Source organism: Absiella sp. AM09-50, assembly GCF_003433845.1.
Classification (GTDB): Bacteria; Bacillota_I; Bacilli_A; order Erysipelotrichales; family Erysipelotrichaceae; genus Hoskinsella; species Hoskinsella hominis.
Genome location: NZ_QVFI01000001.1, coordinates 459015 through 474076, shown reverse-complemented (window position 1 = coordinate 474076; position 15062 = coordinate 459015). Strand labels below are relative to the sequence as shown.

The 15062-nt window shown below is 31.3% G+C and carries 7 protein-coding genes; all 7 read right to left on the bottom strand.

Translation table 11 applies throughout. The features are described 5' to 3' along the window. Positions 1-6: 6 nt before the first annotated feature. Positions 7-3267 (bottom strand): SNF2-related protein, encoded by a 3261-nt coding sequence (locus tag DW114_RS02315; protein WP_117451973.1) that lies wholly within the window; start codon positions 3265-3267, stop codon positions 7-9. Positions 3268-3269: 2 nt separating this feature from the next. After that, on the bottom strand, positions 3270-5906 hold the full coding sequence (locus DW114_RS02310) for a hypothetical protein (RefSeq protein ID WP_117451971.1): 2637 nt from the start codon (positions 5904-5906) through the stop codon (positions 3270-3272). A gap of 1 nt (position 5907) precedes the next feature. Further along, positions 5908-9015 (bottom strand): UvrD-helicase domain-containing protein, encoded by a 3108-nt coding sequence (locus DW114_RS02305; RefSeq protein ID WP_117451969.1) that lies wholly within the window; start codon positions 9013-9015, stop codon positions 5908-5910. 1399 nt (positions 9016-10414) lie between these two features. Beyond that, positions 10415-10633: a hypothetical protein gene (locus DW114_RS02300; RefSeq protein ID WP_117451967.1), complete on the bottom strand. Its 219-nt coding sequence runs from the start codon at positions 10631-10633 to the stop codon at positions 10415-10417. A gap of 246 nt (positions 10634-10879) precedes the next feature. After that, positions 10880-11995 carry a molecular chaperone DnaJ gene (gene dnaJ / locus DW114_RS02295; protein ID WP_117451965.1) on the bottom strand — a complete coding sequence of 372 codons (1116 nt, stop codon included), beginning with the start codon at positions 11993-11995 and terminating at the stop codon, positions 10880-10882. A 14-nt stretch (positions 11996-12009) separates the two neighbouring features. Then, complete coding sequence (locus tag DW114_RS02290; protein WP_233509536.1) at positions 12010-13260, bottom strand: polysaccharide deacetylase family protein; 1251 nt, start codon at positions 13258-13260, stop codon at positions 12010-12012. Further along, positions 13244-15055, bottom strand: coding sequence for a molecular chaperone DnaK (dnaK, locus tag DW114_RS02285; protein ID WP_117451963.1), 1812 nt, complete (start codon positions 15053-15055; stop codon positions 13244-13246). Before dnaK ends, DW114_RS02290 begins: the two co-directional genes overlap by 17 nt. Positions 15056-15062: the final 7 nt, after the last annotated feature.

The following is a 15062-nucleotide window of genomic DNA, read 5'->3' as shown; positions in this document are numbered from 1 at the left end:
TAAGATTTACACTGGTTTTTTTTTAATTGTCCTTGACAAAGGGTACACTTTAATCATCTCATTTATTCCATCGTCCTCAGGTAATCCTGTTTGTAAATAATAGTTAGTTGTCGCTTTTTTTGCTCCACTATTTTTTAATAATTCTATTTTTAAGAGTCCTAATTGTTTGTTCAATTTTGCAGAAATCCTCTTCTTTACCATTTTTATTGCTTTCTTATAGTTTTCATCAACTAATTCTTCCCATCTTTCAGGAGGATAAACACTAGCAAAAATGTCCATATTAGAATTAATTCCTGCTCTTTTTCCAAGATGTTGGAATTTTTTTCTGTTGACATTATCTGACGTCATCAGATAATTATACACCTTTAGGATTTCTGCTTCTGCAACTGAATGACTATCCGAAATAGAAACTGCACATTGGAACTGTTCAATAGGCATAAATCCTCTATATTTATCTATAAGATGAGTCGAAAGCCCTTTTTTTAGAATTTTGATTTCATCTGGAGATAGATTCCATGTAAAGATAAAACCTTCCCAATCGGCATACGCCTTACAAGCAAATGCTGCGCATGTACCTTTATAAGAATTTAATGCATTATTTACAATACTATCGAAGATGGGATCACCCGGTGCAAAAAAATGAATGTAGTCATTATCAAGTGCTATTTGTCTGTCAAATGTTCCCTGAATATAATTGTTATCTGTATGAATAGCTCGGTCTCCATTCATACTTCGGACCTTATTTTGTAATTGATTTATCTTATCACTAATCATTAGTCTGATATCTGGTGGAACAAACAACGAGTTATAAGCAGAATTAAGTGAAAAGGAAGATGCATCAAATCTCACCATTGATTTTTCTAATTCATGTCCTCTAAATCCAGATAATGAAGACCATTTCATCATTGAATCTCCAAATAACTGTTTTTCATTTGCAGCATATAACTCCCTTGTGTTATCCATAATTCTATTTATAGCCTGATATTTATACTCCGCTACATCAAAATATCGTTCTTTCTTTATTACCTCTTTTAAACCTTCCAATTCTTTGTTTACATCTTCAATAATATTTGCTAAACCATATTTGAAGTCTTTGCTCAAAGCTCTGATAATCTTTTCATCCATGGAATTCATAATTATTTCTAAACCACTTTGTGATTTTGTAAAAATACCAATACCATCATTCCAAAATGAAAACAAATCTTCCTCCAGAGTTTCTTGAGAATAACAGGCAACAGAAATAACTGGTTTATTTCGTTCTCGCCCGATTCTATCCAACCGTCCAATTCGTTGTTCCAAATCATTCGCACTCCATGGAAGATCAATATGAACCAATATATCTGCATTTTGGAAGTTTCTGCCTTCCCCTCCAGATTCATCAGATAATAAAATCCAATAATCTTCATCAGTTTCAAATCTATATGCACCTAGTTCACGTTCATCTGAATCCATATTTCTGGAGAAAAAAGTACAATGTTGTTCTCCAAAATAATTTATAAATGCTTCTTTAAACAAAGAGAATGTCTCATCAAAGCTTGTAAAAACCAAGACTTTTTGTTCGCTTGCTTCTTGATCAATAAAATCTATAATATTATTTATTCTTGATTCAAAGCCAGTTGGATCTTCCATATATGTATTTATATTTTCCAGATTTTCTGCTTCTTCATTTTTCCAATTATCAGCCAATTGTAGTAATTCTTCTGGAACACTAAGTACAGTATTTTTTAGTTCGTTGTAAAATGCAGCAGCCGAACTAAAGAAAGAAGACACAATACTTTTATAATGTTGTAAAAAAGTATCGTAATCCAAATCACTTCTCTCTATCCAAAAAGCTAATTCCTTATATATGTTGTATTCAGTATTATTAAAATTAGTTCGCATATCGTAAGGTATTTCTATTAATTCTCTTAAATTATAATCCTCATCTTCATCACGTCTATTTCGAATGATCGATCTTTCAAATTGATAATTTTCACATACATAAGCTATTGCAGACTGAATTCCTTCGATCCCGAAATCATCACTTGAATAATCGATTTTACTGCATAAATTTTGAAACATCTCATCGTTAATTAATTTATAGATTTTTTTCAATCCATCCGTAATATCCTTGAATGCTTCCTCAGTTTCTTCTGTATGTTCATTAAAAGTATCTTCTATCTCTTCTAAATAGGAATCTAAATCTTCCAAAACTTCATGAACTCTTCGTACAACATCTCCTTGAAGTTCTAGTAACTCTTCAAATTTTTCATTTGACATCTGCTCATATTTTTTAGGCTGAATTAGTTGCAGCAATTTTTTATACTCATCTTTCCTCCTTTGCACCGGTGTTGCACTTAACATCAGTATATTTTTTGCACGTTTACTAAGATGTAATAATAACCTATATCGTTTATCATCACGTAAATATTTATGTACTTCATCAGCAATTACAAAATCGTATGATTCTTCAGAATTTAGTGAACTATATGGTGATGCATTTTCACAAAAACTATTCACTCCTACTAAATCAATAACATTGTCATTAACATCTTTACCTGTAAGAATATGAAATTTGTACGCCATCTCTATTTCCCATTGTTCAAGCAACGCATCTGGAACGAGAATTAAGATCTTAGAATTATGATTATCCTTTAAAAACACTTTCAAAATTGCTAAAGCTTCAATAGTTTTTCCCATACCCACTTCATCAGCAATCATATTTCTACAAGTTCCATCTTGAAGACACCTAACAATAGTCTTTAACTGATGAGTTTTCAAAAAGATTTTGCACCCTGCAATTTCATCAAAACCATATAAAGAATTATTGATGATGTTCATAGTTTTACTTACAATACTTCTTCCAAAAAACCACATCGGGTTTTGAAATTCATATTGTTTCAATTGTTCTAATGGTTTTACATAGCCATCATTATACGAACATTCTAATACTGTCTCAGGTAAACATTCTATCTTATCAGTTTCAGATTGAAGATAGTAGTAATACAAACCATCTTCTTTTTTTATAACAGAAGCTTTTACTATATATTTAGTTTTTTTATATTTTACTATTGCACCAATCCTAATTTTACAATGAGATACATTGTGTAAACTATATTGCTTGTTTTCTGGTTTTGGGTAGAAATCTCCAATACCTGTGACATCAAAAAACTGAATTTCAAGCAATTCAGAAAATTCATCAATTGATTTAACTTTTCCGATAGCGTAATCACGAGAATACTTTTCATCATCAATTGAACATCTGACAAACATACCACATTTTATCAAAGTTATTCACCTCCTGTATTAGCACCGTATTCTAGACAAATATCTTTACTTGCACAATACAAACAATGTTTCCCATGCTTACAGTAGAATTTTTTATCTATCAATGCTTGTTTTACTTCTTCGTCTTTTGGAATATCTAATAATCCTTTTATAGAAATATTCAAAAAATCTCTTTTTAAATGCATTTCACGATCCATTTGACTTGAAATAATAGGAAATGCATTTTTATTCCTGTTATATTTTTTCATTGAGGAAATATAACTATAAATTTCTTTATAAACAGATGATATAATCTGTGTTTTTTCTAATTCGTCCGAAATACGAAATCTAACTTCAATTACTTCATATTCCTCTTGAATAGCTTTTTTGATGATATCGTCGTTATATGGTTTTCCATTAAGTTTTTTCTTTACGCTATTACTAATTAGTATTTTTAAATAAGAATGAATTAAAAATCTATCACGAAAAATAGTTTTTCCTTGTTCAATACTTTCTAAAGCAAAACGATATGGGCATAATTTTAATTTCATTTTATCCTCAGTTGAAATCATTTTCACTGCTTCTTCAATATCTTCTCCTTTAGATTCAATAAGCATATGCCCTAAATAATTATTTGAATTAAAAGATGAATGTTTTCTAATATTTACCCCTAATAATTTAAACATGTAAAATAAATCATTATCTTTATTTTCTTCATTTTTAACATAACTAAGTTTACAAGCTACCCTATTAAATTCTAATCCATACAACAACGCATATCTTTTAAAATTACGATATTCCATTTTTGATTTTAAAAATAACTGATACTTAAAATCTAGAGCCTTATAACTATATTCAAAAAATTTAATATCTAACGGCCAAGGTAATCTCTCATCTCTTCCTGAACATATATCTTTATCACTCAAGCAGCAAAAATGGTAACAGACTTTATCTGGATCTTGAGTTGCACTTCTGAGTATATCACCGTCAATTTGATCAAAATTTCTAACGATCCAATGTGCTCCTCTTGCTATATTCTCATCTTGATTCAAATAATAGCTCATAGTATGCTTTAAAGAGTTGAATGTTCCATTTTCTGGTAAATCAGACTCTTCTAATCTAGTTAATAATCTTTCGATAACAGTATGCATTTCTTCATCTAACTCATTAATATCTCCAATTCGAGAAATAATAAAGGCACGAATTCTTTTATAGAATCTTCTAAAATTGTCACCACCATTGTCAAAATCATAAAAAAATGAATTAATAATTTGTTCCAATTCTGTTAAAGCCTTTTTTAACTCTTGTAAAGCATCAAAATTGACATTAAAATAGCCAACCTTATCTTTATCTTCATGTTTTTTGTTTGCATTTTTAATTAATTGATTTATTTTTTTATTTATGCCATCTATTGTATTTTCCTTTTCTATATATGGTTCTACCATGTTAAATGTACTTACTAGCTGACCTGAATTACTTTCACAAATAATTCCAGAATTCAAACACTCTTTTATATCTGAAAAATTTTCAATCCTAACAGACTTTGTTTCGTAATCCCACATATTAGTAGTCGATACAAAGAAATGCCCAATTGGATAATCTAAAAAATGTCTTTCACCAAATTGTTCTGGGAAATAAGCTCTTAAAATATCATTCACTTTTCCAGAAGCGGAATATAATTGTTCTTCCATAAATTCTAACGGATTATTGACATTTGAATTTTGTCTGTTAGTTTTTTTTGCTTTATCAAAAAGCATAGCAACGTAATTGGCAAACTCAGTTGTGTTATCAAATTCAATTATTTCTAAGTTATTTAAAATTTTATTTTTCTCTATAAATTCTCCATTTGATAAGTGCCCAATATAATCAGCTAATACATTTGATTGATATGAGTTAATTAATAAAGGCATTGGAACAAATTGATTAACACTTTGATTATTAATAGGTAAATCGAAAATAGAATATATATTCATCCATGTTTCATATACTGAAGAATATTGTTTTTGATAATTGAAAAGTAAGATTACATCTTTATATTTACTAATGTCTTCTATAGCCACTAACATTGCTGGTGTAAATTGATGAATTCCATGAATAACGATTCTATTCCTATTAATAGCACTTAGATCAACATTTTTTTTGTGATATAGTATTGCGTCATCAATAGCTTTTTCCACAAAATTTTGCGATGAAGCTCTTTCAAAAGAAAAAGTAGAATTCTGTTTTTTATCAATAATTTTATATAATTCCACAAGATATTGCTGATCAATATTCAGGTCTTTTTTATTCATTAAACCTGAATCAAGTTCTAATTCCTTAAACATTCTAATGCATGAAACGATCGATTTTGTATTAAATAGTAAAGATCTTTTAACATTTTCAAGGCAAGTGGTTTGAGAATCCAATTCACTAATTGCATTATCCACCTCCATAATCTGACGAATATTGGTATTAATGCTTTCCCAATCTTCATAAAGTGCATTTACAAGACTTTTTATTGTGGCGGTTGACTGCCTTTTTTTCAAATTTGGATACGTTTGGTTCATGCCATTAACCATTGTTTGTGAGACACAAAAATGAGCACAATCTTTTATTTCATTCCAAAATGATTCACAATCTATTTCATAAGGATTTGAATATGTATATATTTTCAGTCCCATTCTATATTTCCTCCAATAGTTTTCCCCAAGTATTTCCACTTGAATCAATTTTGTTAAACCACACAAACTTATTGATAGCTCTTGTTAAGGCAACATATAATATTCGAGATTCTTCCATCTCTATTTCTTTAATTTCATCATTTGTATAAAAATATTCATTGGTTATTGCCTCGCCATTTACACTAAAACAATATCCAACTTTTCCTCCAACATAAGTAATATCCAATCCGTTTCTACGCATTTTATCAATAGAATCTGTAGTAAAAGGCATTATTACAGTGTCATATTCCAATCCTTTAGATTTATGAACTGTAGTACATACAATTCTAACATAATCACCATCATCAGTAACAGATCTTGATGTTTTTTCTGAGCCAGTGTTAATTAAAATATGTAAAGACTCGTTTATGGACTCCAAAGTTAAATAGCTATATTTTCCTTCTTTTGATAGGTCCTCAAATATCAAATCATAATTAGTTCTATAATACTGTTGCTTGGTTTCATCAGAAGAATATGTTTTCCATGGCTTTGAAGCTTCATATATCTTTCTTAAAACCATTAAAACAGGTTTGCTTTGAACTTCAAAAACTAATTCGTTCCAACACATATTTAAAACACTTTGATAAAATTCATTGAGACATTTAATTAAATAATCTAGTTTTTCATTTTCTTCCATGTTAATTAGTTTTTCTACAGGAAATTTTATATTTATATTATTTGAAAGTAATAAATCAAATAAATAAATTGGATTTCTCGGATTCGATAATGCAGCTGTTAACTTACACAAATCAATACTTGGCTGAATTCGATATAAATCTCCATTAGAATCACTTTCAACAAAAACATCGTCTTGATTCTTTGCTTGCCTTAATATTTTTGATATTTGATAATTTGTTCTAACCAAAATTGCAACTGTTTTCTCAGATACTGATAATTTGGTAAAATTTGGATTCAGCTCAATTTCCACTTTTCTCTGTTTAATTTTTTCAAATAACATTTTATAAATAATATCTATTTCTTCTTCTTTGCTATATGTATATTCTTCAATCAATTCATTCACTGAAATCAATTGATTACTAATAGCTCCTATAAGCTTATCTTTCTTTTCGTTATATGGTATAAGTTTCTTTTCTCCCATATAATTGAATAATTTTGAAAATTTTCCAAGCAAACGCATATCCGTACGATAATTAATATTCAAAGTATACTCTTGCCATTCATTTCCATCACAACCCATTTTATTAAATGCATCCATGGTAGCTCCCCTGAAGCGATAAATGCTTTGCTTTAAATCACCAACGATAAAGAATTTAAAGTTCAATTTTCTTTGCATTGCCAAAAAAGCTTCTATTTGCGAATCATCAACATCTTGAAATTCATCAATAAAAATATATTTGTACTGATATAAATTTTTATTAAACGATTCATCATTTACACATTTGTTCAAATACAACATATATTCCGATAGATTAACCGAGTTATTTTCAGATAAAAAATCAGAATAGGTCTTTTCCGTTTCAATTATAACTTCCTGTATAATTTCTTTCATGTATGGCATTTCAACAATAGGTTTTCCAAATACATCTTCAGTTGCATCTTTTATATCGTATCCCTTGTTATATAACATATCAGCAAATTGCAACAACAATTTTCTAAAATCATATATACTGCCTGGAATACTACCGAAAAATATTGGTTCTTCTTCATTTTTCTTTTTTAAATATTCGTTGAAATATTGATCAAATATTTTTTGCTTATTGTAACTACCACTTACTGTAGAAAAGTCAACACCAATTCCTAAAGATAATGACGTATCTTTAATGACTAAATTTGAAAAGCTATGTATAGTAGATATTCTCATATTCTCTATTCCTGAGATCATATTCAAATATTTTTTATTACGAGTCAAAACAAAATAATTCATAAATGCTTGCTTCAACCTACTTTTCATATTTGTAGCTGCTTCTGTAGTAAATGTCAGCATAGCAATTTCATTTTTGACATCTAAAATGTTAGCATTACTAGCTTGATGACAAATAAACGATATTCGAGAAATCATTGAGAATGTTTTGCCTGTTCCTGCTCCAGCTTTTACAACTATATTTTTATCGATTGGAGCATGTTCTATCATATATTGCTGCAAATTAAAATTTGAATTATCAGTGATATATTGAAGATTTCTTTTTCTATCTGCGTCAATTAAACCGTTATAAATAATGAAATTAGAAGATACTATATTCTTTAAATCGTTTATAGTAAAAATTTCAAAATTAAAGAAACTAGAATTTCCATTGTTTATAACTATTTCATTTTTTTTATTTGAATTGATTATAAAATTTCTTCCTTTAAGATATAATCCTTCATCATCAAATTTATTAGAAATATTCTGGACAATCTGTTTTACTTCTTCTTCTCTTGAAACAAAGATTGACTGTTTAATTCCAGAAAAATATGCAGTCACTATACTACCAATATCAGAAATAGATATACCGTCTGGATATACTCTCAATTCTGAATATGGAATAGTCATATCATTATTGGGTTCTTTAATAACCTCAAAATGCTTTCTACATGTTATATAGACATCCCCAACCATTTTATCATATATTGTTTGATTTGATTTTTGATAAACAGATGCAATTTTCTTTGCAAATTTCATTGGATTTTCTATATCTTCAGCAAACAATGTGAACTCAGGTTCTGAAACAATATTTAATCCACACTTCTTATATTCGTATTCAGATAAGAATGGATAACACACCATATCCATAACCAAAGGATTTATACAATACTTATTATTACAGATGTTTACTAACTCAAACTTATAACTTCGAGCTTGTTTTTTTGGTGAACCAACTGGATCTTGGTATAAATTAGTTTCAATAATATCAGGACTAATCACTCTAATAATATTTGAAAAACTCCACCCTTTAACTTCAATTACAAGCATTCCCATATGCTCAATAAGCAAGCAAAAATCAAATTGTCTACCATTTATTTCACGATTATAATAACAGATTACTTCATCAGGCAAATTTGATTCTATACATTCGTATACCCTTTGTTCACCAGCATATGTTTTATCTTTAATATCCATCATCTTTGCCATAATTTTGCTCTCCCTTTTACGTTGACTGTGTTATTTTTCTATATTGATAACATCTTTTTTTCAATCAGCATACTTTTGATAAAAAACGTTCACAATTGAATAAAACTCCTTAGGGTTATTTTCAGATAGATCGTAAGCCGCAGAAAAAAATAACCAATATTTGATAATCTTTTTTTACCGTTGGTTGTAATATGATGAATGCACTTAATCTACATAAAAAGTCCATTGATATTTCTGAACTTATCGTCTACAATCATTCTTTTTTTGCTATTTTATTTAAACAGCTGGATAATTTTTCTAGAATAATGTTTCAATATTCACTGTCTTACCCGATTTTATATAAGCATTAACTGCTTCTTCTAACTCCCATTTAGCTTTCACCATTTAACTTACCATTTTTTGATTTCTTTATATTTTTCCAATTCTTATCCTTGTGTCAACTGGTTTTGCAGGATCACTTGGTATTGACCAAGCAAAAACCAATTCTCTCTGCTCCTCAATTTCTTTTATCAAAGCACAATACTTGAATTCGTCTTCGTGATACTCTCCATTTTTTGCTGTTTGACTTATATATTCAATTTTCGCCTCCGCTATCTAAACACAATAATCCCATGTTCTGACTCTAATATACATTATAGTCCTAAATGTGAGCTAAATCAATATTCCATATAATGCATAATGCAAGTAGTATAAACAGCAGAAGTAGTGTAAACCACTAGTGAGTTACTTAAGAAATTTAAGATAGAATACTGTTTTCATGTAATGAAAACCAATTTCGATACACACCCTCATAGAAAGCTAGAAAGGATCAAAGCTCATTTTTTGATCTGTTATACTGCATTATTGATTTGTCGTCAGATAGAACGCAGGTTAAATGATCAAAATACACATGTCACAACAGATAAGTTGATAGAAACATAAAAAAAATATGAATGTACATGATCTATATTATATGGTAGTCTATCAAGACAGTAAGACATTAAATGCGTTAGAGAAAGAAATACTGCTTCTATTAGATTGAAAGGACTATCAGCCAAAGGAGCTGGCAAAAATGATAAAAAAATTAACAAAATAATATTCATATACAACGCATTATATAGAATTAAAGCGTTGAAAACCTCTTAAATAAAGGGGATTTGATGTTTTACACTATTTGAAGTGTAAAACTTGAGATATAATAACATAATTATATTTTTATTAGATATTAATTAGAATAACATGCAATAGATAATAAGTATTCTAATCAAAATATCGGCTTAATCTCATTAACATTTAAGATATTAATCTATACTCTAAGGGGAATATAAGTTATTTATGACTATGCCATAAATAGTATTAACATAAATTTCCTTTCTCAAATAAAAAATCTTACTTCTATAATAATTAAGATTTTATTATATCAATCTATCTTTTTTTTAATACAATACTCTATGATTTTTTCATAGCCTTTTCTCCATGAAGCTTTCATTTGTGTCTGCTCATTATTTCTCCATCTATTCTCTTGACCACTCATTCTACTAAAATCCAAACCATATCCAAGTTTCTTCTCATCAAACGTAGCATATCGAACGTTTTTATTATATCCTGATTGATAGCTTTTTTTTCCGTATTCAGACATATGTATAATGACAATATAACTTCTACTACTCGTATTTTCAATATATCACTTAATTGATTTTCAAAAAATGAAGAACCAAATTTTTTATATCTAACGATTAACTAAGCAATACACTTTATTTTTATAATTCTTCAATTTTAAATTAAATAATAAACTCGAAACGATTCCTAGTTCCATTATATCTTTATTTTATCCTAAAATAATATACAATATAAAAAGAACCCATACTCTGGGTTCTCATCTTACTTATTTAAACGCATTCTTAAACTTTTCAAAAGGACTCTCATGTTCCTTCTTATTCTTGATCTTTTCATACAGTTCGCGCTCATCACGGCTAATCTTTGTAGGAATTTCTACCTTCACTTCCACATACTGATCACCTTGACCACCACGTGGTGATTTCACACCTTTGCCTTTTAAACGGAACTGCTGACCATATTGCGTACCTGCTGGAATGGTTAATTCCACATCACCATAAACGGTTGGCACATCCACCTTACAGCCAAGTGTTGCATCAATCGCACTAATTGGAATGGTGATACGAATATCATTGCCATCACGTGTAAACTGTTTGTGACGGCTTACCAGAATTTCGATATACAAATCTCCATTTGGCCCTCCATTCACACCACGTTCACCTTTATTTGGCACACGAACCTGCTGACCTGATTGAATACCTGCAGGAATCTTGATATTTAGTTTCACACGTTTGTGCTCATAACCTTTACCATGACATTTTGGACATTTATTAACAATGGTCTTACCTGTACCATTACAATCCGGACATACGCTTTGGCTCTGGAATACGCCAAATGGTGTACGCTGTTGTGTTGTGACATGTCCTGTACCACCGCATCGACTACATCCCTTGATATCGGACTTACTACGTGCGCCTGTACCATTACATTCATTACATAATTCATCTACATCAATACTAATTTCTTCTTCTTTACCAAAAATGGCGTCCATAAAGTCGATTCTCATCTGCATGAAACGATCATCGCCCTTACGTGGACCATTGCTTTGACGACGGCTTCCACCGCCTCCAAAACCTCCACCGAAGAAAGAACCGAAGATATCAGAGAAGTCACCAAATCCATCAAAGCCACCAGCACCTCCGCCAAATCCACCGGCACCATCCATGCCCGCAAATCCAAACTGGTCATAAGTTGCTTTTTTCTGAGGATCACTCAGCACTTCATATGCTTCATTTACTTCCTTAAACTTTTCTTCAGCACCCGGTTCCTTGTTGACATCCGGGTGATATTTTTTTGCCATCTTACGATATGCACGTTTTATTTCATCGTCGCTTGCCCCTTTTTGAATACCAAGGACTTCATAATAATCTCTCTTATCACTCATATCGGATCACCTTCCTACTCATCAAGACTGTATATAAACTGCGATAGCCCTGATTCCCCAAAAATACGGACTCTTGGCAACTGCAGCTTATCCATACCGGGTTCTATTTTACCATAATTTGTTGTAAAAGCCATACGTACGCCGCTATCTTTCATAATTTCTAACGCACTTTCTGTCACATCACCATAAGGATAACAATATACAAAGCCTCCGCCTATAATGGAAAAAGACTTTTTCGTATCCTTAATACCCGTATCCAGATCAACACAGCGAAGTGCTCCACCATGTCCACCATCACATCCACCAGTATGCATCGCATAGGAGTGTGATTGTAATTCCATACCATTTTCCTTCATTTCTTGAAAGGTATCAGGCAATGTGTCATCTTTGAATTTATTCATAATCAGAAACAGGGTTGCTTTCATATCATATTTTTTCAACAATGGATAAGCATATTGATAAATGCTTTTTGTTCCATCATCTACTGTTAAGGATACACTTTTCTTCGGTAAACGGATTTTACCATCCATGAAATACTCTAAATCCTGCATATAAACAGTTTGATATCCTTTTTCCTTTAAATATTTTAACTGATCTTCAAAATCATTCACTTCCAGCCAGTTCCCATTTTCTGCCTTTTCTCCATTCGCTTTGGAATAGAAATAATGATACATAAATACGGGAACATCTTTTGCGGCTTCTTCCTTTGTATTATCTGCTTGTTTTGTTTCCTTGATATCCTTTTGATCAATAAAGTATAACTGATCATTGACCATTACACCAATCGTTTTTTTATTTTTCATATAAATTGGATAACTGTCTTTTTGATTCATTGTCACAAGTGCATTCCCATCACCATCTTTTAAAGTATAGGAATCATTTGTAGTGATTGTTTCATTAAAAGGAAGATACCTGCTGGTCATTTTTTGTTTAGTAAGTGCAGCTGCTTCTTTTACATCTTCTGCTTTTACATAAACATCCTGATTTTTTAATTTAAAATATGCGGTATGCATATCCTGTTTATCCTTATTCTCCAGTTGCATGGTTACATTAGGATAAACTTTCGCAAATTCTTCATATTCATCCTTGTTCAGTTGATACAATGCCGCTTCCTTGTTTACTTGAACATATGGATGATAGAATTCTGTAATATCTATGGTTTTATGCGATGTATACACATAAAACGCAAGTAGACCACAACATACAAAACCTAGCGCAAGCACTAGGATTTGTAGTCGTTTCGTCGTTTTATTTCTTTTCTTCAAATTCTGCGTCTACGACATTGTCATCGTTGTTGTTTCCAGCATCTCCACCTGGATTACCAGTATTTTGCTGCTGCTGATACATCTGGGCACTAGCTGCCTGAGCTGCTTTTTCCAAAGCTTCCAGTTTTGTCTTAACAGCTTCCATATCGTTTTCATCTAATGATTTCTGTAAATCATCACGCAGTTTCTGAGTTTCTTCTTTCTGGTTAGCATCAATCTTATCACCATTGTCTGCTAACATAGAGTCGATCTGAGCGATAAATCCTTCAGCACGGTTACGTAAATCGATTTCTTCTTTACGTTTTTCATCTTCAGCTTTGTGTTCTTCAGCTTCACGAACCATACGATCGATTTCTTCATCACTTAAACCACTTGTATTCTGAATTGTGATAGACTGTTCTTTACCTGTTCCTTTATCTTTTGCAGATACGTGTACGATACCATTAACGTCAATATCAAATGTAACTTCAATCTGAGGCACACCACGACGTGCAGGAGCGATACCGTCTAATTTAAACATACCTAACTCTTTATTGTCGTTTGCCATTGGTCTTTCACCCTGTAATACACGGATATCTACAGCAGGCTGGTTATCAGCAGCAGTTGAGAAAATCTGTGATTTACTTGTAGGGATTGTTGTGTTACGTGGAATTAATACAGTCATCACGCCACCCATTGTTTCAATACCTAAGCTTAATGGTGTAACGTCTAACAATAATACATCTTTTACATCACCAGCGATAACACCACCCTGGATTGCTGCACCCATAGCAACTACTTCATCAGGGTTTACAGAACGGTTTGGTTCTTTACCTAATGCATTCTTAACAGCTTCCTGTACAGCAGGGATACGAGTAGATCCACCTACTAACAATACCTGGTGAATATCGTTCTTTGTTAAACCAGCATCACGTAATGCGTTACGTACTGGTTCCATTGTACGTTCTACTAAGTGTTTTGTCATTTCATCAAATTTTGCACGTGTTAATGTTGCTTCAAAGTGAAGTGGTCCATCAGCTCCAGCAGAGATAAATGGTAAGGAAATCTGTGTCTGTACCATACCTGATAAATCTTTCTTAGCTTTTTCACCAGCTTCTTTTAAACGCTGCATAGCCATTGTATCTTTTCTTAAGTCTACGCCGTTTTCTTTTTTGAATGTATCTACCATCCAGTCAACAACAACGTTATCGAAGTCATCTCCACCTAAGTGAGTATCACCATTTGTAGATAATACTTCAAATGTTCCATCTGCAAGTTCCAGGATAGAAACATCAAATGTTCCACCACCTAAGTCATAAACCAATACTTTTTGTTCGCTGTCTGTCTTATCAATACCATAAGCAAGCGCTGCTGCAGTTGGTTCGTTGATAATACGTTCTACTTCCAAACCAGCAATTTTACCAGCATCTTTTGTTGCCTGACGCTGTGCATCGTTGAAATATGCAGGAACTGTAATAACAGCCTTTTCAACTTTTTCACCTAAGTAATCTTCTGCATATCCTTTCAAATATTGAAGGATCATTGCACTTACTTCCTGTGGTGTATATTGTTTGCCTTCTAATTCTACTTTTTCATTTGTACCCATTAAACGTTTAATAGAACTTACTGTGTTTTTGTTTGTTACTACCTGACGTTTTGCAGCATCACCAACGATACGTTCTCCGTTTTTGTATGCTACGACTGATGGAGTTGTACGGTTACCTTCTGGGTTTGTAATAACCTTGCAGTCCCCACCATCCATGACAGCAACACAGCTGTTTGTTGTACCTAAGTCAATACCAATAATCTTACTCATAATCGTT